Below are 22,375 nucleotides of genomic sequence, written 5' to 3' on the forward strand. Positions count from 1 at the left end.
AAACCCATGCCCATCCTGTTATCCACTGCGGGCAATTAGGGGCATTTCCTGTTCAACCGCGAGGGACGCGGGGCGAAGCGATGGCGCGCGCCCGCGAACAGGGAAGGTCTGTGTGTAGGGGACGGACCGAGCGTGGATCAGGAGCATCTCTATAACGGGAGCGCTCTCAACGCGGTGGACGGCAAGGGCCGCCTCTCCGTTCCCGCCTTCATCCGCGCGATGATCGAGCGCCGGTCCCCCGAAAAGCTCATCGTCATCGGCAAGCACGAGGTCGATTCCTGCCTCGTCGGCTATGACGCCAATTACAAGGGCAACGTGCTGGCGGACGTGAACCGCCGCAAGCTTCGCGACGAGGAGCAGGGCGTCGACCTTCGCGCCCATCACAGCCGCAACCGCCGCGCTTTCGCGCTGACCGAATCCTGCGGCTGGGATTCCTCTGGCCGGATCATCCTGCCTCCGATGATGCGCAAGATCGCGCGGATCGACGATCTCGTCCTGTTCATCGGCGCCGGCGAGACGTTCGAGCTGTGGAACCCGCAGCTCGCGCTCGACAGCGGCGACGCCGACCTCGCCGAGCTCGCCGCCTACCGGCTCGAAGAGCGGGGGAACGCTTCGTGACCGCCGCCGCGCCCCACATTCCCGTCCTCGCCGAAGAGGCCGTCAACGCGCTCGCCGTCGCTCCCGGCGAGACTCATGTCGACGGCACGTTCGGCGCCGGCGGCTACACCAAGGCCATCCTGGATAGAGGGGCGGCCCGCGTCTTCGCTTTCGATCGCGATCCCGAGGCGATCCAGTATGGCGAAGCGCTGGCCGCTTTGAGCGGGGGACGCCTGACGCTTGTGCCGGAATGCTTCAGCCGGATGCGTCAGGCGCTTCGCGCCCGCGGGGTCGAGCAGGTCGACGGGGTCGCGCTCGATATCGGCGTCTCCTCGATGCAGCTCGACCAGGCCGGGCGAGGCTTCTCCTTCCAGGCCGACGGGCCGCTCGACATGCGGATGGGAAAGGACGGGCGGAGCGCCGCCGACTTCGTCAACGAGGCGGACGAGGAAGAGATCGCCGACGTCCTCTATCATTATGGCGAGGAGCCGCGGTCGCGCCGGGTCGCGCGGGCGATCGTCGCCGCCCGGCCCATCGAGCGCACGGGGCAGCTGGCCGAAGTCGTGCGCAAGGCGCTCGGCCACCATCCGGGAATGAAGAAGGATCCGGCGACCCGCACCTTCCAGGCGATCCGGATCCACGTCAACGACGAGCTCGGCGAGCTCGAAGGCGGCCTCGCTGCGGCGGAGCAGGTGCTCGCGCCCGGCGGGCGGCTCGCGGTCGTCACCTTCCACTCGCTCGAGGACCGGATCGTGAAGCGCTTCCTTAAAACCCGCAGCGGTTCGTTGCCCTCGGGATCGCGCCATCTGCCCGCCGCCAACGAAAGCGGCGCTCCGGCGCCGACCTTCGAAGCGGTGGCCAAGCCCGCCCGCGCCGGCGAGGCGGAAGTAAAGGCCAATCCCCGGGCCCGCTCGGCAACCCTACGCGCCGCGCGGCGGACCTCGGCCCCGGCATGGAACGACAGTGAAGGAGCACGCTTGTGATCGCCAACGGCTTCAAGCCCGTCGGGTGGGTCGCCGCCGTCGGCGCGGCCGCGCTCGGCTGCTACATGCTATCGCTGAGGGTCGCCTCGGAGCGGGCCGACGTCGCCAGCCTCGAGCGGCGGATCGTCGCCACGCAGCAGCAGATCCGATCGCTTCAGACCGAGCTCGGAACGCGCGGCCGCCTCCAGCAGCTCGAGCAGTGGAACGAGGAGGTGCTCGCGCTTTCGGCGCCTGTCTCCGGTCAATATCTTCAGTCGAACGTCCAGTTGGCCCGGTTCAGCACCAGCCAGCCGCAGCCGCTCGACACCGCCGCCGAGGTCCGCATGGCCTCGGCCGAGACGGCGCCCGCGGCCCCGGCGACCCCGGCGCCTCAGCATGCGGTCGCCGACAGGGCCGCCATCTCCGCGCCGCCGCCGATCGCCCAGCCGATGGTCCAGCGCGCGAGCTTGACGGTGACTCAGCCCGCGCCCGTCCCAGCCGCCGCGCGCTCGGCGCCCCCGGCGAGCCGGCCCCCCGTCGCTGCTTCCACGCCCGTGACGCCAGAGCGCCGGCCGGCCGCCACCGCCACGGCTTCGCGTGAGACCGCGCCGCAGCAAGTCGCGCCGCGCACGGCGCCCCGCGCTCCCGTTCGTATCGCCAGCGCGGAAGCGCGCCCGGCTACGCAGCGCTCATCCACCAGCGCGCCTGCCCGCCCCCAGGCGGCGGCACCGCGGAGCCGCGGCTCATCCCTTCTCGACGACCGTACCGTGCGCGAGCTCGGCACCGCCGCCCGCGCCGAAGGCCGCGGCGGAACGCGCGACTGATGGCGACGCTCGCCGCGCGGATCGAGCGGCCCGCGCCGCCAGTCCTTCAGGAGCACGGCCTCGCGCTGACCTATCACCGGCTGATGCTGGTGATGCTTCTGTTCGTCGGAGTCACGTTCGTCATCGTCGCCCGTCTGGCGATGCTCCAGATCTTCACCGATCGCTCGGGCGCCTCGCAGCTCGTCAATCCGCTGCTGCCCGCGCGCGGCGACATCGTCGATCGCAACGGCATTCCCCTCGCGCGGACGATCGACGCCTGGTCGATCGGGGTGCACCCGCAACGGATCATCGGCGACCGGCGCGAGCTGGCCCAGCGGCTCGCCGTGCTGATGCCCGAGCACAGCGTCGCCGAATATCGCGCGATGCTGAGCCGCCGGACCAATTTCACCTATCTCGCGCGGCGGGCGCTGCCCGAGCTGGTCGCCGCGGTGAACGCGCTCGGCGAGCCGGGCATCGTCTTCGACCGCGAGCCCCAGCGCCTCTATCCGCAGACGATGATGGCCGGCCACGTTTTGGGCTGGACCGACAGCCAGGGCCACGGCGTCGCCGGGATGGAGCGGGTGCTGGACGACCGGCTCAGCGACCCCGCCTTGCGCGGCGAGCCCGTCGCGCTTTCGATCGACAGCCGGGTCCAGGCGCTCCTGGAAAGCGAGCTCGCCACCGCCGTCACGTCGATGCAGGCCGAAGGCGGCACCGGAATCGTGATGGACGTCGCCACCGGCGAAGTCATCGCCATGGCCTCGGCGCCGACGTTCAACCCGAACGCGACCGGCCGCACCGACGCCAACGCGCTCTACAACCGCGCGACGATGGGCGTCTACGAGCTCGGCTCGACCTTCAAGCCGATCACCGTCGCGGCCGCGATGGAGGCGGGCGTGGTGACCTCGATGCAGCAGCGCTGGGATGCGACGGCGCCGATCCCGATCGGCCGCTTCGCCATCCACGACGATCCCGGGCACGCTCTGTCGCGGATGATCACCATTCCCGAGCTCATCGTCCATTCCTCCAATATCGGCACCGCCCACGTCGCCGAGGCGATGGGCGCGCAACGGATGCAGGCGGCTTTCCGCGCGCTCGGCTTCAACGAGCCGCCGCTGATCGAGCTTCGCGAGCGCACCCGCCCGCTCTGGCCGAGCGACTGGAGCCGCTCGACGGTGATGACCTCGGGCTTCGGGCACAGCCTCGCGATCACCCCGCTCCACCTCGCCAGCGCTTATGCCGCCCTCGTCAACGGCGGAATCTTCCGGCCCGCGACGCTGATGCGGGTCCCGCCGGGAAGGGAAATCGCCGGCCGGCGGGTCTATTCCGAGCGGACCAGCTACCAGATCCGCCAGCTCTTGCGCCTCAACGTCCTCCACGGCACCGGCCGGCGCGCCGAGGCCGCGGGCTTTCGGGTCGGCGGCAAGACCGGGACCGGCGAAAAGGCGATGGCCGGGGGCTATAGCCGCAGTTTGAACGTTTCCACGTTCGCGGCGGCTTTTCCTATGGACGCGCCGCGCTATGTGGTGGTCGTCATGATGGACGCTCCAAGACCGACCGAGGCCAACAGCTTCGTCACCACCGCCGCTTTCGCGGCCGCGCCGATCGTCGCTCACGTCGTCTCGCGCACCGGGCCGCTGCTCGGAGTCATCCCCAGCGACAGCCGCGACATCGACACCGCGGGCCTGCTGCCCTCGGCCGAAACGCCGGGGCACTGATGCGCCTGGGGACGCTGATCGGCAGCGGAGAAACCCAGGCCGTCACCGGCTTCGCCATCGACCACCGCAAGGTGGCGCCGGGCACCGTCTTCGGCGCCTTTCGCGGCGCGCGCTTCAACGGGGAGGATTATATCGGCGAGGCGGTCTCGCACGGAGCGATCGCGGTCGTGTCCCGGCCGGAGGCGCGGGTCACCGGCGCGGTGCACATCCCCGCCGAGGAGCCGCGAAGGGATTTCGCCCGGCTCGCGGCCAAATTCTTCAAGCCGTTCCCCGAAACGGTCGTCGCGGTGACCGGGACCAACGGCAAGACCTCGAACGTCGAGCTTGTCCGCCAGCTCTGGCGGATGGCCGGGCACCCTTCCGCGAGCATCGGCACGCTCGGAGTCACCACCTCGGACGAGCAGGTGACGACCGGGCTGACCACGCCCGACATCGTCACCTTCCTGTCCAACATGGCCGGGCTCGAGCGGATGGGGATCACCCATGCCGCGTTCGAAGCCTCGAGCCACGGCCTGTCGCAATACCGCACCGAAGGGCTTCCGGTGAAGGCCGGGGCGTTCACCAATTTCAGCCGCGACCATCTCGACTATCACGAGACGATGCACGCCTATTTCGAAGCCAAGATGCGATTGTTCGAGGACGTGCTCCAGCCGGGCGCCAGCGCGGTGGTCTGGACCGACGATTCCAAGTCGGACGAGGTGATCGCGCGGTGCGCGGCGCGTGGGCTGAACGTCCTCAGCGTCGGCGCTCGGGGAGAGGCGCTGAAGCTGCTCAAGCGCGAGACGACCCAGCTCGGCCAGAAGCTGACGATTCTGGCGGGGGGCAAGACCCACGTCGTCACGCTCGCCCTGATCGGCGCCTACCAGGCCGCCAACGCTCTGACCGCGGCGGGCCTCGCCATCGCCACCGGCGGCGACGTGGCGCAGACCTTGGCCAATCTGGCGCGGGTCCATCCGGTGCGCGGACGGCTCGAGCGCGCGGTCATCACCCGGCGTGGGACTCCGGTCTATGTCGACTACGCCCACACGCCCGACGCTATCCAGAGCGCGATCGAGGCGCTTCGCCCCCACACGAAGAACCGGTTGATCATCATCTTCGGAGCCGGCGGCGACCGCGACACCGGCAAGCGCGCCGAGATGGGCAAGGTCGCCGCGGCGCTGGCGGACAAGGCGATCGTCACCGACGACAATCCGCGCAGCGAGGATCCGGCCGAGATTCGCCGCGCCATCCTTTCGGGAGCGCCGGGCGCGACCGAAGTGGCGGGCCGCCGCGAGGCGATCCGCGCTGCGATCGCGGAGGCCGGGGAGGGCGACATCGTCCTCCTCGCCGGCAAGGGCCACGAACAGGGCCAGATCGTCGGCGATCGCGTGCTCCCCTTCGACGACGTCACCGTCGCGCGGGAGGAGGCTGCGTGAGCGCGCTCTGGACCGCGCAGGAGATCGCCGAGGCGACCGGCGGCACCGTCCACGGCGATTTCGAGGCCGGCGGCGTGGCGTTCGACTCGCGGGAGATCGGCACTGGCGATCTCTTCGTCGCGATGAAGGGCGAGGCGACCGACGGGCACCTGTTCGCCGGCAAGGCGTTCGCCGCCGGCGCCGCCGGAGCGGTCGTCAGCGAGGCGATCGACCGTCCGCATGTCCACGTCGCCGATACGACGCAGGCGCTCAACGATCTCGGGCGGGCGTCTCGCGCGCGCAGCTCGGCGCGAATCGTCGGAGTCACCGGATCGGCGGGCAAGACGGGGACCAAGGAAGCGCTCTACGCCGCGCTGGAGCGCGCCGCGCCCGGCCGCGCCCACCGCTCGGTCAAGAGCTACAACAACCACACCGGCGTGCCGCTGAGCCTCGCCCGGATGCCCCGCGAGACGCGCTTCGGCGTGTTCGAAATGGGCATGAATCACAAGGGCGAACTCGCCGCTTTGACCCGCCTCGTCCGCCCCCACGTCGCGATCGTCACGACCATCGCTCCGGCGCACCGCCAGTTCTTCGCCAGCGATGCGGAGATCGCCGACGCCAAGGGCGAGATATTCGAGGGCCTGGAGCCCGGCGGCACGGCGATCGTCCCGTTCGACAGCTCCCACCGCGAGCGCCTGATCGCCGCGGCCACGCCCCATTCGGGGAGGATCGTCACCTTCGGCCTCGGCGAGGGCGCGGACGTTCGCGCCTCCTACGTCATCCGCGGCCCGCGTGGCGGATCGATGGTCACCGCTTCGCTTCCCGGGGCGCAGCTCAGCTTCACCATCTCGCAGCCCGGCGAGCATTGGGTGGCCAATGCGCTGGCCGTGCTGGCCGCGGTGCAGGCGGTCGGCGGCGACCTCGCGCTCGCCGGCCTCGCGCTGGCCGAGCTCGGCGGGCTGAAGGGACGCGGCGAGCGCCACCGGATCGCGGTCGAAGGCGGCGAGGCGCTGCTGATCGACGAAAGCTACAACGCCAACCCGGCATCGATGGCGGCGACTCTGAAGGTGCTCGGCGAGGAGAAGGTCGCCGGCCGCCGGGTCGCCGTGCTCGGCGCGATGCGCGAGCTCGGCGCCGACAGCGGCGCCTTCCACGCAGCACTCGCGGGGCCGCTTGAAGAGGCCGGAATCGATTATGCGATCCTCGTCGGCGAGGAGATGGGGAGCCTCGCGAAAGCGCTTGGCGGCCACGTCGAAATGGCGCATGTGGCCGACGCGGCGGCCGCGCTCCCGCTCGCGCGCCGGGCGATCGGCCCCGGCGACGCGTTGCTGATCAAGGGATCGAACTCGATCGGGCTCGCCGCCCTCGTCGAAGCGCTCGCGGGTGGCGCCGATGGGCTCGGGACAGGTGGGAACTGATGTTTCTCTGGATCGCAGAACAGCTTGGCTATCCGGGGATCTTCAACCTCTTCCGCTACCTGAGCTTCCGCGCGGGCGCCGCCACCGCGACTGCTTTGTTCCTCGGCCTGCTGATCGGCCCCAAGTTTATCGGCTGGCTTCGGGTCCGCCAGGGCAAGGGCCAGCCGATCCGCGACGACGGGCCGCTCAGCCACCTCGCCAAGCGCGGAACCCCGACCATGGGCGGGCTGATGATCCTCACCTCGCTCACGGTCTCGATGATCCTGTGGATGGATTTCTCCAACCGCTATTTGTGGGCCTGCCTCGGAATCACCGTCGGCTTCGGACTGATCGGCTTCCTCGACGATTACGACAAGGTGAAGAAGCGCCACCATGCCGGCGTCTCGGGCAAGGTCCGGCTCGCCGCCGAGTTCCTTGTCGCCGGTGTCGGCTGCTGGTTCATCCTGCGCGGCGCCGGGAGCGAGCTCTACATCCCCTTCTATAAGGGACCGGTGGTCGATCTCGGGCCCTTCTACGTATTGTTCGCGGCGTTCGTGGTGGTCGCGTTCGGCAATGCGGTGAACCTCACCGACGGGCTCGACGGGCTCGCGACCATGCCGGTGATCATCGCCGCCATGGCCTTCCTGCTGATCGCCTATCTCGTCGGCAACGCCCTCTACGCGCCCTATCTCGGAATCCCTTATGTGAAGGGGGCGGGCGACCTCACGGTGCTCTGTTCGGCGATCGTCGGGGCGGGGCTGGCGTTCCTGTGGTTCAATGCGCCGCCGGCGGCCGTCTTCATGGGCGATACGGGCAGCCTCGCGCTCGGCGGGGCGCTCGGCGCGATCGCGGTCTCGACCCAGCACGAGATCGTGCTCGGAATCATCGGCGGCCTGTTCGTGGTCGAGGCGCTCAGCGTGATCATCCAGGTCGCGGTCTACAAGCGCACCGGCCGGCGGGTCTTCCGGATGGCCCCGATCCATCACCATTTCGAGCAGCTCGGCTGGTCCGAGCCGACCGTCGTCATCCGCTTCTGGATCATCGCCTTCGTGCTGGCCCTGGCCGGCCTTTCGACGTTGAAGCTTCGGTGATCGCGAGCCCCGCCTTCCGCGGCAAACGCTACGCGGTGCTCGGGCTGGCGCGGTCCGGCCTGGCCAGCGTCGAGGCGCTTGTCGCGAGCGGGGCGGAGGTGACCGCCTGGGACGCGCGCGAGGAGGCGCGGTCGGCGGTGGCGGGCAAGGCGGCTATCGCCGATCCGCTCCAGATCGACCTCGCCGGCTTTGACGGAGTCGTCGTCTCGCCCGGCGTTCCGCTCAACCGTCATCCGATCGCCGGCAAGGCGAAGGCCGCCGGCGTGCCCGTGATCGGCGACATCGAATTGTTCGCGCTCGCGCGGGCCTCCCTGCCGCCGCACAAGGTGGTGGGAATCACCGGCACCAACGGCAAGTCGACCACCACCGCGCTCGTCCACCACATCCTAAAGACCGCCGGCGTGCCGACGACGATGGGCGGCAATATCGGCCTGCCGATCCTCGCGCAGGACCCGCTGGCGCCAAATGAGAATGGGGTCGGCGTCTATGTGCTGGAGTTGTCCAGCTACCAGATCGACCTGACCTTCAGCCTCGATTGCGACGTCGCAGTATTGCTCAATGTGACGCCGGACCATCTCGACCGTTACGAGAGCTTCGAGGCTTACGCGGCTTCAAAGGCGCGACTGTTTGAGATGCAGCGTGAAGGCGGACATGCCTATGCGGGGGTCGACAACGGAGCCATCCCCAAAGTCGCGGAGGATTGGGGCGCAATTCCAGTCAAGGCTGACGAGTTGGACGCCGGTTTGTTCGGACAGCAAAGTGAGTGGCCCGCGCTCCAAGGGCCGCACAACAAGAAGAATGCCGCGGCTGCGCAAATAGCAGCCTTCATGACCGGTCTCGTAAGTTTTGGCGAAATTCGCGAGGCTTTCCGCACCTATCGCGGCTTGCCGCACCGCATGGAGCGGATTGCCGAGAAGGACGGCATCCTGTTCGTCAACGACAGCAAGGCGACCAATCCGGACAGCGCCGCTCCGGCGCTGGCCGCTTATCCGCATGTGCACTGGATCCTCGGCGGTCTCGCCAAGACCGACGATCTTGGCCCCTGCGAGAACCAGCTCGGCCACGTACGCGCCGCCTATACGATCGGCGAGGCGGGGCCGATGTTCGCCCGGCTGCTCGAAGGGAAGGTGCCGGTGACCGAGTCCGAATTGCTGGTGACCGCCGTGAAGGACGCAGCCGAGGCTGCGGCGCCGGGCGAGGTCGTCTTGCTTTCGCCGGCCTGCGCGTCGTTCGACCAGTTCCGTGATTACGAGGCGCGCGGGGACGCGTTCCGCGCCGCCGTGGAGGCCTTGGCATGAGCAGCGCGGCACCCACCCGCAAGATGATGGCCCCGCGCCTCGGCCGTTCGGACCGAAGCGCGATCGGCCGCTGGTTCTGGGAGATCGACAAGGTTTTGCTCGTGCTCGTCGCGGTGCTGATCGTCATTGGCCTGATCGCCGTCGCCGCCGCCTCGCCGGCGGCGGGGCATCGCCTGTCGGGGGCGGGCGTGAGCTTCGCCCCGCTTTATTATTTCTACCGCCAGCTGGTCTGGGTCGCGCTCGCCATTCCGGTGATGATCGGGGTCTCGATGCTCGCCAAGCCGACCGCCCGGCGGCTGTCGATCGCCGGCGCGATATTCTTCATCCTGCTGCTCTTCCTGGTCCCGATCATCGGCGTCGAGGTGAACGGCGCCCGGCGCTGGATCGGCGCGGGCTTTACCCAGGTCCAGCCCTCCGAATTCCTGAAGCCGCTGTTCATCGTCACCACCGCCTGGCTGCTGTCGCTCAAGGAAAAGGATGCGAGCCTGCCCGTCGTGCCGCTGACCGCGGTGTTGACGGGCGTGATCGCGCTCCTCCTGATGCGCCAGCCCAATCTCGGCGAGACGATCATCTTCGTTTCCGCCTGGGTGGTGCTGCTGATGCTCTCCGGCGCGTCGATGCGCATTCTCTACGGCCTCGGCGCGGCGGGCGCGGCCGGGCTGGTGCTCGCCTATCTCTTCTACCCGGTGGCGACCCAGCGGATCGACGGCTTCCTCTTCTCCCAGGGCGACAATTACCAGGTGGAATCGGCGCTTCGGACGCTGACCGCGGGCGGCCTGTTCGGGGCCGGGCCGGGGGCGGGTATCCGCAAATTCTCGCTGCCCGAGCCGCATACCGACTACATCTTCTCGGTGATCGGCGAGGAGTTCGGGATCATCGCCTGCCTCGCCATCGCCATTCTCTACATGACGATCGTCGTTCGCGTGCTCGTCCGCCTGCTCAACGAGGAGGACAAGTTCCTGGTCCTCGCCACCGCGGGCCTCGTCACCCAGTTCGGGCTTCAGGCGCTGATCAACATGATGGTCAACGTCCACCTCGCTCCATCCAAGGGCATGACGCTTCCGTTCATCTCTTATGGCGGCTCGTCGATGATCGCCCTGGCGATGGGCTTCGGCCTGCTGCTCGCCTTCAGCCGCCGCAATCCGCACCTCCATCCGACGCCCTATGTGGTGCGGTGGAAGGGGCTCAAATGATCTCGCGCCACTACGTCCTCGCCGCTCAGGCTCCCTCTCCCCTTGGGGGAGAGGGTTGCGCAGCCTTAGCGAGCTCTTTGGCGAGCTTAGGCGAAGCTGGGAGAGGGGGACAGCGCCAGCGAATTATCTCCGACGCTGTCACCCTCTCCCAACTCCGCCTAGGCTCCTTCGTCGCCAAGGCTCCGTATCCCTCTCCCTCAAAGGGAGAGGAGGTGTTGTCATGATCTCGCGCCACTACGTCCTCGCCGCCGGCGGCACGGGCGGGCACATGATCCCGGCCCATGCTCTCGCCGAGGAATTGCTGCTTCGCGGCCATCGCGTGGCGCTGATCACCGACGATCGCGGCGCGCGCATCCCCGGCCTGTTCGAGAAAGCCCAGGTCCACGTCCTCCCCGCCGGGCGGCTCGGCGGCGGGCCGGTCGGCTGGCTGAAGGCCGGGCGCGACATCCTCACCGGGCGGACGATGGCGCTGAGGCTCTACGAGACCTTCCTTCCCTCAGCGGTGATCGGCTTCGGCGGCTATCCGGCTCTTCCCGCTTTGCTCGCCGCGCGCAGCGACAGGATCCCTTCGCTGGTGCACGAGCAGAACGCCGTGCTCGGCCGGGTCAACCGGCTGATGGCCGGAAAGGTCGACGCGATCGCCACCGCCTATGACGAGGTCCAGCGGCTGCCCGCCAAGGCGCGGGACAAGGCGCGGCTGGTCGGCAATCCGGTGCGCGACGAAGTGCTCGCGCTTCGCGACCAGCCTTTTCCGGTGCTGACCGAGGACGGCGTGTTCCGCCTGCTGGTCACCGGCGGGAGCCAGGGCGCCTCGATCCTCTCGCAGGTCGTTCCCGAAGGGCTGGGCCTTCTGCCCGAGCATTTCCGCCGCAGGCTGCAGGTAACCCAGCAGTGCCGGGCAGAGGACATCGAAGAGGTCCGCGCCCGCTACGCCTCGCTCGGCATTCCGGCCGAGCTCGCCACCTATCTTCCCGATCTGCCCGAGCGTCTCGGCTGGTCCCATCTGGTCATCGCCCGGGCCGGCGCGTCGACCATCGCCGAGCTGACCGCCGCCGGGCGGCCGGCGATCCTCGTGCCCCTGCCGAGCGCGACCGACGATCACCAGACGTTCAACGCGCGCGAGATGGCCAAAGCCGGCGGCGCCCGGACGATCGCGCAGGACCGGTTCACGCCGATCGAGCTCGCCAAGCAGATGCAGAAGCTCGGCCTCGATCCCGAGGCGCTCGCCAATGCGGCGGCCCGCGCCCGCTCGGTCGGGCGCCCGAATGCGGCCAGGGATCTCGCCGACCTCGTGGAGGAGACCGGGCGCGATCCGGGGCTGGACGTTGCCTTCGCCCGCGAGGCCGTGCTTCGCCCCATGACGGCAGGCGTTCCGGCATGAGAGGTGTGGGCACCGACATCGGCACGATCCACTTCATCGGCATCGGCGGCATCGGCATGTCGGGCATCGCCGAGGTCATGTGCATCCTCGGCTACAAGGTGCAGGGCTCCGACATGGCCGACGGTTACGTGGTCGAGGGCCTGAGGAAGCGCGGCATCGCGGTGACCATCGGCCACGCGCCGGAGAATCTCGGCGACGCAGCGGTCGTCGTCACCTCCACCGCGGTCAGGAAGGACAATCCGGAGGTCGTCGCGGCCTATGAGCGCCGAATTCCCGTCGTTCGCCGCGCGGAAATGCTCGCCGAGCTGATGCGCCTCAAGTCGACGGTCGCCGTGGCCGGCACGCACGGCAAGACGACCACCACCTCGATGATCGCCGCGATGCTCGACGCTGGCGGCATCGACCCCACCGTGATCAACGGCGGGATCATCAACGCCTACGGCTCCAACGCCCGGCTCGGCAGCTCGGACTGGATGGTCGTCGAGGCCGACGAGAGCGACGGCAGCTTCCTCCGGCTCGACGGGACGATCGCCGTGGTCACCAATATCGACCCTGAGCATCTCGATCATTATGGCGGGTTCGATCAGGTCAAGGACGCGTTCGTCGCGTTCATCGAGAACGTGCCTTTCTACGGCGCCGCCTTGCTCTGCGTCGACCATGGCGAGGTGCAATCGATCATCCCGCGCCTTCGCGACCGGCGAATCGTCACCTACGGCTTCGCCGCACAGGCCGACGTTCGCGGAGAGAACGTCGTCCCCTATCCGGGCGGCAACCGCTTCGACGTCAGCTTGCGCGACCGCACCGGCGAGGTGCGAACGATCACCGGAATCGAGCTTCCGATGCCGGGGCGCCACAACGTCCAGAACGCGCTTGCGGCGATCGGAGTCGCCGCAGAGCTAGGCATCGCGGACGAAGTGATCGCCCACGGCTTCGACAAGTTCCACGGCGTGAAGCGCCGCTTCACCAAGGTCGGCGAGGTCGACGGGGTGACGATCATCGACGATTACGGACACCATCCGGTCGAGATCAAGGCCGTGCTCTCGGCCGCGCGTGAGGGAGCGGCCGGCCGGGTCATCGCCGTCGTCCAGCCGCACCGCTACACCCGCCTCCACGATCTGATGGAAGGCTTCCAATCGGCCTTCAACGACGCCGACGTGGTGCTGGTCGCGCCGGTCTACGCGGCGGGAGAGTCGCCGATCGAGGGTGTCGATTCGGAGGCTCTGGTCGAGGGGATGAAGGAGCGCGGCCATCTCGGCGCGGTCGCCGTCGCCGACCCGCAGGAGGTCTGCCGCCAGCTGCGCGATCTCGCCGCCCCGGGCGACATGGTGATCTGCCTCGGGGCGGGGGACATCACGAAATGGGCCGCCGGCCTCGCCGACGGCATCCGCAAGGCGCGCGCGGCATGAGCGTGGTAAATCCTCAAAACCCGTACGTGTCGAGCCCTTCGACGCCGCCTGTCGACGTCGCTCAGGATAAACCTGACCCTGCGGGTCAGGTCGAGACACCCGGCCGAGCGGAGCCGAGGCAAGGCATCTCGCCTCCGCTCGATAGGGCCCCTCGACTTCGCTCGGGGCGAACGGGGATTCCTGGGTTGCTCGGAACCGCCGAGCGCGGCGGCAGCCTCGCCGACTTCATCTGGTTCCGCACCGGCGGCCCGGCCGAATGGCTGGTCCGGCCCGCCAGCGTGGAGGACCTCGCCGATTTCCTGCGCGCGCTCGATTCCGACGTTCCGGTTCTGCCCGTGGGCGTCGGCTCGAACCTGATCGTCCGCGACGGCGGCGTGCCGGGCGTCGTCGTTCGCCTGCCCAAGGCGATGAGCCATGTCCATATCGAGCCGGGAAACCGGGTCCGCGCCGGGGGCGGGGCGATGGGAATCACCGTCGCCTCCAAGGCGCGCGATGCGCATGTCGCCGGCCTCGAATTCCTGCGCGGCATTCCCGGGACCGCCGGCGGCGCGGTTAGGATGAACGCCGGCGCCTACGGGCACGAGGTCGCCGACATCCTCATCGAGGCGACTTTGGTGCTGCGGAGCGGCGAGATCGTCACCTGGCCGCGCGAGCGGCTCGGCTACACCTACCGGCACAGTGAAGTGCCCGAAGGCGCGGTGGTCGTCGAGGCGCTGTTCGAGGGCGTTCCAGGCGAGCGTGCCGAGATCGGCGCGGAGATGGATCGGATCGCCGCCGAGCGCGAAGCCTCCCAGCCGCTTCGGAGCCGCACCGGCGGCTCGACCTTCAAGAACCCGCCCGCCGCCAAGGCCTGGCAGCTGATCGACCAGGCCGGCTGCAGGGGCTTGCGCATCGGCGACGCGCAAGTATCGGAGAAGCATTGCAATTTCCTCCTCAACCTGGGCGAGGCGAGCGCGGCCGAGATCGAGGCGCTGGGGGAGGAAGTGCGGCGAAGGGTGAAGGCGAATTGCGGGGTGGAGCTGGAGTGGGAAATACAGCGCGTGGGGACAAGCGGGTGAAGCGGCGACCACAAATCCTCCCCGGGACGGGGAGGGGGACCATGCGCAGCATGGTGGAGGGGGCCCCGCGCCTTGCTCCGGGCCCCCTCCACCGCGCCGCTTCGCGTCGCGGTCCCCCTCCCCGTGCCGGGGAGGATCTATGAAGCCCCTCCGTATCGCGGTGCTGATGGGCGGCTGGTCGTCCGAGCGGGAGGTCTCTCTCGTCACCGGCAATGGAGTCGCCGACGCGCTGGAAGGCCGCGGCCACACGGTGACCCGGATCGACATGGGCCGCGACGTCGCCCAGCGGCTCGCCGAGGCCGCGCCGGACGTGGTCTTCAACGCGCTCCACGGCACCCCCGGCGAGGACGGAACGGTCCAGGGGCTGATGGACCTGATGGGCCTCAAATATACCCATAGCGGACTCGAAACCTCGGTCATCGCGATCGACAAGGAGCTGACCAAAATGGTCCTCGTTCCCCACGGCATCCGGATGCCGGAGGGGAAGATCGTCGCCAGCGAAAGCCTCTACGAAGGCGATCCGATGCCCCGGCCTTATGTGCTGAAGCCGGTCAACGAGGGGTCTTCGGTGGGCGTGGCGATCGTCACCGCGGACGGCAATGAAGGCGATCCGATCGGGCGAGACGTCGAAGGGCCGTGGAAGCATTTCGAGCGGCTTCTCGCCGAGCCCTTCATCCGCGGCCGCGAGCTGACCGTCGCCGTGCTCGACGACGAAGCGCTGGCGGTGACGGAATTGTGCCCCAAGTCCGGCTTCTACGATTACGACGCCAAATATACGGACGGGATGACCCAGCATGTCTGCCCGGCGGACATCCCTACCGAAGTGGCCGACGCGGCGATGCGGATGGCGCTCGATTCCCACCGGCATCTCGGCTGCAAGGGCGCCTCGCGCTCCGATTTCCGCTGGGACGACGACATGGGTCTGAGCGGCCTCTATCTGCTCGAGGTCAACACGCAGCCCGGAATGACTCCGCTGAGCCTCGTGCCCGAGCAGGCCAAAGCGCGCGGCATCGACTATGCGACCCTGGTCGAGCGGATCGTGGAGGCGGCGCTGTGACGACCAGGATCGCCCGAGGCGCTCCGGCGCGCGGCCGCCAGAGGCCGCGCAGCGCGCCGCGAAGCGTCGGCACGAGGCGGCCGAAGAAGAAGCCCGGCCTGCTCGAGTCGCTTGGGGTCTCGCCGGGCTGGGCGCGGCGGATCGGCAACATGGTCCTGGCGACGATAACCTGCGTAGTGATCGTCGCCGCGGTGCTCGCCTTCCGCCTGCCGCAGCTTGCCGGCCTCGCGCTCGGCGAGGGCGTCGGAGGCGCCGGCTTCACCCTTCGCCGGGTGGAGATTACCGGCGCGCAGCGAGTCTCGCGGCTCGCCATCTACAACGTCGCCTTCGATCAGGATTCGATGGCCATGCCGCTGGTCGACCTCGGGGCGACTCGCGAGCGGCTGCTTCGCTTCGGGTGGATCCGCGAGGCGCGGGTCTCGCGCCGGTTGCCCGACACGTTGGTGATCGACGTGGTCGAGCGGCAGCCGGTCGCGATCTGGCAGCAGGCCGGGCAACTGACGCTGATCGACGGCGAGGGCGTGGCGCTCGAGCCGGTTCGGGTCGAGGCGATGCCCGATTTGCCGCTGGTGATCGGCCCGGACGCCAACCGCCATATCGCCGGCCTCACCGCCCTGCTCCAGGCCGCCCCTCGCTTGCGCGCGCAGATCGCCGGCGCGACCTGGGTCGGCCAGCGCCGCTGGGACATACACTTCCAGAGCGGCGAATGGCTCGCGCTTCCCGAGGGCGGCGACGAGGCCCGCCGCGCGATCGGGCGTTTCGCCCTGATGGACCAGCAGGATCCGCTGCTCGGCCGCGGCTTCGCCCGGATCGACATGCGCGATCCGCACCGCACCTATGTGCGCATCTCCCGTGAGCCCGGCGCGATCGTGCCGGCCGTCGCACCGCCCGACGCGGGCCAGATTCCGCAAGACCTGGCGAGGACGATTTGATGGGGCGGCGGGCGCCCACCATTCCGATCCGCAATCTCGTGGCCGCGCTCGACGTTGGCTCCTCGAAGGTGTGCGCTCTGATCGCCGAGCCTGGCGAGGACGGCAAATTGCGCATCCTCGGCACCGGCCAGCGCGAGAGCCGCGGAGTCAAGCGCGGCTTCATCGCCGACATGGAGAAGAGCGAGACCGCCATCCGCGAGGCCGTCGAGCAGGCGGAGCGCATCGCCGGCACCAATATCGACCAGGTGTTCGTCGGCTTTTCGGCCGGCGGATTGGTCAGCAACGTCGCCGGAGTCGAGGTGGCGATCGGGGGCAGGCGGATCACCGCCGAGGACGTGGACGCTTTGCTCGGCGCCGGCCAGGATTCGATCGACCCGGACGGCCGCACGGTCCTCCACGCAATCCCCGCTTTCTACACGATCGACGGAGTCGACGGCGTGAAGCAGCCGCGCGGCCTCCATGCGGACAAGATCGCGGTCGACATCCACGTCATCGCCGCCGACCCCTCGCCGGTCAAAAATCTCGATCTGTGCGTCCGATCCGCTCACTTGGGCGTTGAAGCGATCGTCGCCTCGCCGGTCGCGGCTGGGAAGGCCTGTTTGAGTGAGGAGGAGCGCGAGTTGGGTGTTGCGCTTGTCGAGTTGGGCGGAGGAGTGACCAACGTGTCGGTCTTCGCCGGCGGAATGCTGGTGGGCCTGAAGTCGCTGGCGATGGGCGGAGCCGACATCACGGACGACATCGCCGCCGCCTTCGGCACCCGCCGCGCCGAGGCCGAGCGGATCAAATGCTTCTACGGCTCGGCGATGACCTCCCCGCGCGACAATCACGACATGATCGAGCTGGCCCCGATCGCCGGCAGCCAGGAGGGGATCGAGGCCGCGCGCATCACCCGCGCCCAGCTCGTCGCGGTGATCCGCCAGCGGCTCGAGCATCTCACCGCCCAGATCGAGGGCGCGCTCAAGCAACTGGGCTTTTCCGGCCCCTTCGGCCGCCAGGTCGTGCTGACCGGCGGCGGTGCCGAGCTCAAGGGCATCGCGGACTATGCCCAGGGCGTGCTCGGCCGCGCGGTCAGGATCGGCCGGCCGGCCATTCCCGGCCTTCCCGAAGCCCATAGCGGCCCGGCCTTTTCGACGCTCGCGGGCCTCGCCTTGTTCGCGGCGGCGGACGAGAACGACCTCAGGAGCGGCTTCAGCGGCGCCGGAGGCCCTGCGGACAAGGGCGGCGGCGGCTGGATTCAGCGCCTGATTGCGGCATTTCGGACTCAGTATTGATGAAATCTGGGGAAAACCTGAAGTGAGCGTTAACTTTTTACTCGCACGGCAGAATCGCTTCGTGCAAAAGGCCTTAGAGGGAGCGCGCCGTATTGCGCCAGGGCATAGGGGAGACTGCGCATGAGCATCGATTTCATCCGACCCGAGGTGGAGGAGCTGCGTCCCCGGATCAGCGTGATCGGCGTCGGCGGCGCGGGCGGCAACGCCATCGCGAACATGATCCAGTCGGAGGTCCAGGGCGTCGACTTCATCGTCGCCAACACCGACGCCCAGGCGCTCAACCACAGCCTCGCGGACCGCAAGATCCAGCTCGGCCTGAAGATCACCCAAGGTCTCGGCGCGGGCTCTAGGCCCGAGATCGGCAAGGCCGCGGCGGAAGAAGCGATCGACGAGATCGAGGCCGCGCTCGACGGGGCACACATGTGCTTCATCGCCGCCGGCATGGGCGGCGGCACCGGCACCGGCGCCGCGCCGATCATCGCCAAGGCCGCGCGCGACCGCGGCATCCTCACCGTCGGCGTGGTCACCAAGCCGTTCAGCTTCGAAGGCGCGCGCCGCGGCCGCTCGGCCGAGGCCGGAATCGCCGAGCTTCAGCAGCATGTCGACACGTTGATCGTCATTCCCAACCAGAACCTGTTCCGCATCGCCAATCCGAACACGACCTTCAAGGAAGCGTTCATGATGGCTGACGAGGTTCTCCAGCAGGGCGTTCGCGGGATCACCGATCTGATGGTCATGCCCGGCCTCATTAATCTCGATTTCGCCGACGTCCGATCGGTGATGAGCGAGATGGGCAAGGCGATGATGGGCACCGGCGAAGGCTATGGCGACAACCGCGCCATCGAGGCCGCCGAGCAGGCGATCGCCAATCCGCTGCTCGACGGCGTTTCCATGCGCGGCGCCAAGGGCGTGATCATCTCGATCACCGGCGGCGAGGACATGCGCCTGATGGAGGTCGACGAGGCCGCCAATCACATTAAGGAGCTGGTCGATCCCGACGCCAACATCATCTGGGGCTCGGCGTTCAACAACGAGCTCGACGGCAAGATCCGGGTTTCGGTCGTGGCGACCGGAATCGGGGCCGAGGAGATCATGCCGCTGCCTCAGCCGGCCAAGGTCTTCGCCTTCCCGGCGGCGCGCGCCGCCGAGCCGCCGCGCACCGAAGCCGCGCCCGAGCCGGCGATCACGCTCACCCCGCCCGAGACGGCGGCCGACGAAGCCCCGGCGATGGACATGGACGACGAGGAGCCTGCCGCCGCGTCGGCGACTGCGATGGCCGAGGACGAAGACGAGGGCGACGAGCTTCTGCTCGACAGCGTCGACATGACCGCCGACGACGGCGAGCCGGAGAGCGGCCCGGTCGCGATCGAGGACGTCCCGATCGGCAACGGCAACCGTTCCTGGCTGACCCGCGAAGAGGCGCCGGCGGCGCCCCAGGCGCAGCCGATGCGCGAGGGCGGAACCCTGTTCGAGCGGATGTCGAACATCGCCCGCGGCGCGGCCAAGGCCCAGGTCGACGACGAGGCCGGCGAGGAGGGTCCGCGGATGCGCACCGGCACGCGCGACCCGCTCGACATCCCGCGTTTCCTCAACCGGCAGAACAATCAGTAAAATTCCGGCCTTCCCCGCCTTCGCGGGCGGGGAGGGGCGCCTTTCACCCTTCGGCGAAACCGGCTGGCCGCAGGCAGGCCCTCCGGGCGATTGCGTCCGGGGCCGAAGACCTGTTTACAGGTCCGATGACTTTATCGGTGGGGTTTCGCCGCGGCTTGTCGCTCGCGGCGATGGGGATCTTTTTTGCAACCAGCTCCGTTCGCGCCCAGGAAATGGATGCGGGCGATCCACAGCCGCGCGCAAATCTGCCGCCCGGGGCCATCGTCCAGCCGCTCGACAACGGCCCGGGGGCGGAGCTTCGCCGCAACCTCGTCACCCTGGCCAACAATCCGCGCTCGCTCGACGCACTGATCGGCGCCGGCCGCGCCGCCATCGCCATGGGCGATGCTGAGGCTTCCCTCGGCTTTTACGCCCGGGCCGACGAGATCGACCCGTCGAACGGGCGCGTAAAGGCCGGGATGGCTACGGCGCTGGTGCGGATGGAGCGGGCCGACCAGGCGCTGCCCTTGTTCGCCCGGGCGGTCGCGCTCGGCGCGCCGGAAGGCGAGATCGCCGCCGACCGGGGCCTCGCTTACGATCTGTCGGGCGAGCAGCATCGCGCCCAGCAGGATTATGCCCTTGCCTTGCGCCGCGGCGCCGATCCCGAGATCGAGCGCCGCCTCGCGCTTTCGCTGGCGATCAGCGGGCATCGCGATCAGGCGCTTCAGGTTCTCGACGCGCAGCTCCGCCGCCGCGACCGCGCCGGCTGGCGCGCGCAGGCCTTCGTCCTTGCGCTGACCGGGGACGCCCGCGGCGCGGAGGATACGGCCGGGCGGATGCTGGCGAGCGCGAACGCACAGGCGATGATGCCCTTCTTCCAGCGGCTTCACATGCTGACTCCGGCGCAGAAGGCCGCGGCGGTCCATTTCGGCCGCTTTCCGGCAAGCGCGCGATCGATGCAGGTCGCGAGCTATGCGGAGCCGGCCCCTGAGCCGGCCCACGCCCGGCCCCAGCCGGCCGAGCCGCTGGGTCGCCGCGAGCGCCGCCGTCCGCGCACGGAGGATGCGCCGGTCGCGACTCTGATCCGGACCCGGCGGGGCGCCGTCGAGGCTCCGGCGGTCGAGCCGCGCTCCCAGGGGGTTCAGCTAGCCCAGGCCGAGCCGGCCCGCTCCGAGCCGCCACGGCCGGAGCCCCAGTCGCTCCGCTCCGAGCTGCCGCCGGCCGAGCCCGCGGCTGCTTCGCCGCCGCCCTCCGAGCCCGCCGTCCAGCCGGCGGACGTTCCGACGAGTGCCCCGGCCGCGCCGGGATTCAGCTTCTCGGCGCCGGCGGTGGACGTTCCGCCATCGCCGCAGCCTGCCGTTACCCGGCCGACCGATTTCGGCGCGGTCGCCGAGCTCGTTCAGTCGTTGCCGCCCGAGCAAACGACGCCGCGCCCTGCGGCGCGCACTGCACCGCCTTCGCCGCGCGCTGCTCGCGAGACTCGCATCGCCGAGGCGCAGCCTTCCCGCGAGCGCGCCAGGCGCAATGCGCCGCCGCCCAATCCGGCGCGCCACTGGGTGCAGGTGGCCGGCGGCGCCAATCGCTCCTCGATGCCGCGCGAGCTCGCTCGCCTGCGCGAGCAGGCGGGCGCGCTGCTGCGCAGCCGGACCGCCTACACCACCCCGGCGAACGCCACCAACCGGCTGCTGGTCGGGCCGTTCGAAAGCGAGCGCGAGGCGCAGGCTTTCGTCAACCAGCTGAGCCAGCGCGACGTCCGGGCTTTCGCCTGGACAAGCGCCGCGGGCCAGGAGATAGAGCGGCTCCAGACCGCCGAGGCGCCGCGCTCGGCCGGCGCCGGAGCGAGGCCGCGACAGGAGCAGGGACGGACCGCCGCCAATGAGTCTCGCGCCTCTCGCAACCGATCCGAACCTGAGCAGGGGGCGTCTTCACGCACAAGACGATCGCGCTAATCGCGGGCCGCGCGACGCCTTCCAGCGCGACCGCGACCGGATCATCCATTCGATCCCGTTCCGCCGCCTCCGCCACAAGACCCAGGTGTTCGTCTCGCCCGACGCGGACCATTATCGCGTCCGCCTGACCCACAGCCTGGAGGTCGCGCAGATCGCCCGAACGCTGGCGCGCGCGCTCGGCATCAACGAGGATCTGACCGAGGCTCTGGCCCTTGCCCACGACATCGGCCACCCGCCCTTCGGCCATGCCGGCGAGGACGTGCTCAAGGAAGCGATGGCCGAGGCTGGCGGCTTCGACCACAATGCGCACACGATCCGGCTGCTGACCCGCCTGGAGAGCCCCTATCCGCGCTTTTCCGGCCTCAACCTCAGCTGGGAAACCCTGGAGGGGCTGGCCAAGCATAACGGGCCGGTGACGGGAGCGCCCTGGGCGCTGGCCGAGGCCGATTCCGAATGGCCGCTGGAGCTGGAATGCTGGCCCGGCCTCGAGGCGCAGGTCGCCGCCATCGCCGACGACATCGCCTACGACAATCACGACATCGACGACGGGCTGCGCGCGGGACTGTTCACGCTCGAGGAACTGCTCGAGGTTCCGCTGGTGGCGCGGACCTGGGACGCGGTTGTGGCGCGCTATCCCGATATCGAGGAGGCGCGGCTGGTGCCGGAGCTGGTGCGCGAGCTGATCGGCCTGATGGTCGCCGACGTTCTGGCCGAGACTCGGCTGCGCGCCGAAGGGATCGGCTCGGTCGAGGCGGTGCGCGGGGCGGGGCGCTCGCTCGCCGGCTTCTCCGAAGCGCTCGCAGGCGAGGAGCGGGCCCTCAAGCGCTTCCTCTACGCGCGGATGTACGACGCTCCCGAGGTGAAGGCGGTGCGCGCCGAGGCGCAGGCGCTGCTCGCGCGCCTTTTCGGGGCCTATCGCGCAGACCCCGGTCTGCTTCCGCCCGAATGGCGGCCGAAAGGCGATGAGGACCTGCTGCGCGGGATCGGCGATTTCGTCGCGGGGATGACGGATCGTTTCGCGGTGCGCTGCCACGACACCATCTTCGGCGTCGAGCCGGGCAGCGCTCAGCGACGTATCGCGACGATCGTCGGCTAGGGTCCGGACTCAATCGGCCGGGCGGCTTTCATTTGATTTACAGAGTCATCCCGGCGAAAGCCGGGACCCATGAACACGGTCTTCGAGGTGAAGTAAGATCGCCGCCGCCGTCCGCTCGACCACTTTGGTTCATGGGCCCCGGCTTTCGCCGGGGTGACTCCCTTGATTGACAGCGACACCCG

At 69.3% G+C, this 22,375-nt stretch carries 18 protein-coding genes; all 18 read left to right on the forward strand.

Going from position 1 to position 22,375, the window contains the following annotated elements:
* The first annotated feature begins 132 nt into the window (after positions 1-132).
* The gene (locus E6G92_01170; GenBank protein TMJ18491.1) at positions 133-618 is read left to right on the forward strand and encodes a hypothetical protein; all 486 of its coding nucleotides are present in this window, start codon (positions 133-135) and stop codon (positions 616-618) included.
* Complete coding sequence (gene rsmH / locus E6G92_01175) at positions 615-1,580, forward strand: 16S rRNA (cytosine(1402)-N(4))-methyltransferase RsmH (GenBank protein TMJ18492.1); 966 nt, start codon at positions 615-617, stop codon at positions 1,578-1,580. Before E6G92_01170 ends, rsmH begins: the two co-directional genes overlap by 4 nt.
* Entirely contained in the window at positions 1,577-2,383 is an 807-nt protein-coding gene (locus E6G92_01180) for a hypothetical protein (protein TMJ18493.1), read from the forward strand. Before rsmH ends, E6G92_01180 begins: the two co-directional genes overlap by 4 nt.
* The gene (locus E6G92_01185) at positions 2,383-4,080 is read left to right on the forward strand and encodes a penicillin-binding protein 2 (GenBank protein TMJ18494.1); all 1,698 of its coding nucleotides are present in this window, start codon (positions 2,383-2,385) and stop codon (positions 4,078-4,080) included. The genes E6G92_01180 and E6G92_01185 overlap by 1 nt, the downstream gene beginning before the upstream one ends.
* Positions 4,080-5,495, forward strand: a complete 1,416-nt coding sequence (locus tag E6G92_01190; GenBank protein TMJ18495.1) for a UDP-N-acetylmuramoyl-L-alanyl-D-glutamate--2,6-diaminopimelate ligase — start codon at positions 4,080-4,082, stop codon at positions 5,493-5,495. Before E6G92_01185 ends, E6G92_01190 begins: the two co-directional genes overlap by 1 nt.
* Positions 5,492-6,892 carry a UDP-N-acetylmuramoyl-tripeptide--D-alanyl-D-alanine ligase gene (locus E6G92_01195; protein ID TMJ18496.1) on the forward strand — a complete coding sequence of 467 codons (1,401 nt, stop codon included), beginning with the start codon at positions 5,492-5,494 and terminating at the stop codon, positions 6,890-6,892. The genes E6G92_01190 and E6G92_01195 overlap by 4 nt, the downstream gene beginning before the upstream one ends.
* Positions 6,892-7,962 carry a phospho-N-acetylmuramoyl-pentapeptide-transferase gene (locus E6G92_01200; GenBank protein ID TMJ18497.1) on the forward strand — a complete coding sequence of 357 codons (1,071 nt, stop codon included), beginning with the start codon at positions 6,892-6,894 and terminating at the stop codon, positions 7,960-7,962. The genes E6G92_01195 and E6G92_01200 overlap by 1 nt, the downstream gene beginning before the upstream one ends.
* The gene (gene murD / locus E6G92_01205) at positions 7,959-9,260 is read left to right on the forward strand and encodes a UDP-N-acetylmuramoyl-L-alanine--D-glutamate ligase (protein ID TMJ18498.1); all 1,302 of its coding nucleotides are present in this window, start codon (positions 7,959-7,961) and stop codon (positions 9,258-9,260) included. Before E6G92_01200 ends, murD begins: the two co-directional genes overlap by 4 nt.
* On the forward strand, positions 9,257-10,453 hold the full coding sequence (locus tag E6G92_01210; GenBank protein TMJ18499.1) for a cell division protein FtsW: 1,197 nt from the start codon (positions 9,257-9,259) through the stop codon (positions 10,451-10,453). The genes murD and E6G92_01210 overlap by 4 nt, the downstream gene beginning before the upstream one ends.
* 220 nt (positions 10,454-10,673) lie before the next feature.
* Positions 10,674-11,834, forward strand: coding sequence for an undecaprenyldiphospho-muramoylpentapeptide beta-N-acetylglucosaminyltransferase (gene murG / locus E6G92_01215; protein ID TMJ18500.1), 1,161 nt, complete (start codon positions 10,674-10,676; stop codon positions 11,832-11,834).
* A complete protein-coding gene (locus E6G92_01220) occupies positions 11,831-13,240 on the forward strand; it encodes a UDP-N-acetylmuramate--L-alanine ligase (protein ID TMJ18501.1) in 1,410 nt (469 codons plus the stop codon). The genes murG and E6G92_01220 overlap by 4 nt, the downstream gene beginning before the upstream one ends.
* A complete protein-coding gene (gene murB, locus E6G92_01225; GenBank protein TMJ18502.1) occupies positions 13,237-14,298 on the forward strand; it encodes a UDP-N-acetylmuramate dehydrogenase in 1,062 nt (353 codons plus the stop codon). The genes E6G92_01220 and murB overlap by 4 nt, the downstream gene beginning before the upstream one ends.
* 139 nt (positions 14,299-14,437) lie before the next feature.
* On the forward strand, positions 14,438-15,355 hold the full coding sequence (locus tag E6G92_01230; protein TMJ18503.1) for a D-alanine--D-alanine ligase: 918 nt from the start codon (positions 14,438-14,440) through the stop codon (positions 15,353-15,355).
* Complete coding sequence (locus E6G92_01235; protein ID TMJ18504.1) at positions 15,352-16,287, forward strand: FtsQ-type POTRA domain-containing protein; 936 nt, start codon at positions 15,352-15,354, stop codon at positions 16,285-16,287. Before E6G92_01230 ends, E6G92_01235 begins: the two co-directional genes overlap by 4 nt.
* Complete coding sequence (gene ftsA / locus E6G92_01240) at positions 16,287-17,558, forward strand: cell division protein FtsA (protein ID TMJ18505.1); 1,272 nt, start codon at positions 16,287-16,289, stop codon at positions 17,556-17,558. Before E6G92_01235 ends, ftsA begins: the two co-directional genes overlap by 1 nt.
* A 120-nt stretch (positions 17,559-17,678) precedes the next feature.
* Complete coding sequence (gene ftsZ / locus E6G92_01245; protein ID TMJ18506.1) at positions 17,679-19,169, forward strand: cell division protein FtsZ; 1,491 nt, start codon at positions 17,679-17,681, stop codon at positions 19,167-19,169.
* 125 nt (positions 19,170-19,294) lie between these two features.
* Positions 19,295-21,097: a hypothetical protein gene (locus E6G92_01250; GenBank protein TMJ18507.1), complete on the forward strand. Its 1,803-nt coding sequence runs from the start codon at positions 19,295-19,297 to the stop codon at positions 21,095-21,097.
* The gene (locus tag E6G92_01255; protein ID TMJ18508.1) at positions 21,024-22,193 is read left to right on the forward strand and encodes a deoxyguanosinetriphosphate triphosphohydrolase; all 1,170 of its coding nucleotides are present in this window, start codon (positions 21,024-21,026) and stop codon (positions 22,191-22,193) included. The genes E6G92_01250 and E6G92_01255 overlap by 74 nt, the downstream gene beginning before the upstream one ends.
* Positions 22,194-22,375: the final 182 nt, after the last annotated feature.

Source organism: Alphaproteobacteria bacterium, assembly GCA_005883305.1.
Lineage (GTDB): Bacteria > Pseudomonadota > Alphaproteobacteria > Sphingomonadales > Sphingomonadaceae > Allosphingosinicella.

Excerpts from the sequence above, each read along its gene's own strand:
- murB (TMJ18502.1), top strand. The coding sequence starts at position 13,237 with ATGAGCGTGGTAAATCCTCAAAACCCGTACGTGTCGAGCCCTTCGACG.
- ftsA (TMJ18505.1), top strand. The coding sequence starts at position 16,287 with ATGGGGCGGCGGGCGCCCACCATTCCGATCCGCAATCTCGTGGCCGCG.
- murG (TMJ18500.1), top strand. The coding sequence starts at position 10,674 with ATGATCTCGCGCCACTACGTCCTCGCCGCCGGCGGCACGGGCGGGCAC.
- E6G92_01190 (TMJ18495.1), top strand. The coding sequence starts at position 4,080 with ATGCGCCTGGGGACGCTGATCGGCAGCGGAGAAACCCAGGCCGTCACC.
- E6G92_01220 (TMJ18501.1), top strand. The coding sequence starts at position 11,831 with ATGAGAGGTGTGGGCACCGACATCGGCACGATCCACTTCATCGGCATC.
- E6G92_01250 (TMJ18507.1), top strand. The coding sequence starts at position 19,295 with ATGACTTTATCGGTGGGGTTTCGCCGCGGCTTGTCGCTCGCGGCGATG.
- E6G92_01255 (TMJ18508.1), top strand. The coding sequence starts at position 21,024 with ATGAGTCTCGCGCCTCTCGCAACCGATCCGAACCTGAGCAGGGGGCGT.
- E6G92_01210 (TMJ18499.1), top strand. The coding sequence starts at position 9,257 with ATGAGCAGCGCGGCACCCACCCGCAAGATGATGGCCCCGCGCCTCGGC.
- E6G92_01185 (TMJ18494.1), top strand. The coding sequence starts at position 2,383 with ATGGCGACGCTCGCCGCGCGGATCGAGCGGCCCGCGCCGCCAGTCCTT.
- ftsZ (TMJ18506.1), top strand. The coding sequence starts at position 17,679 with ATGAGCATCGATTTCATCCGACCCGAGGTGGAGGAGCTGCGTCCCCGG.
- E6G92_01230 (TMJ18503.1), top strand. The coding sequence starts at position 14,438 with ATGAAGCCCCTCCGTATCGCGGTGCTGATGGGCGGCTGGTCGTCCGAG.
- E6G92_01200 (TMJ18497.1), top strand. The coding sequence starts at position 6,892 with ATGTTTCTCTGGATCGCAGAACAGCTTGGCTATCCGGGGATCTTCAAC.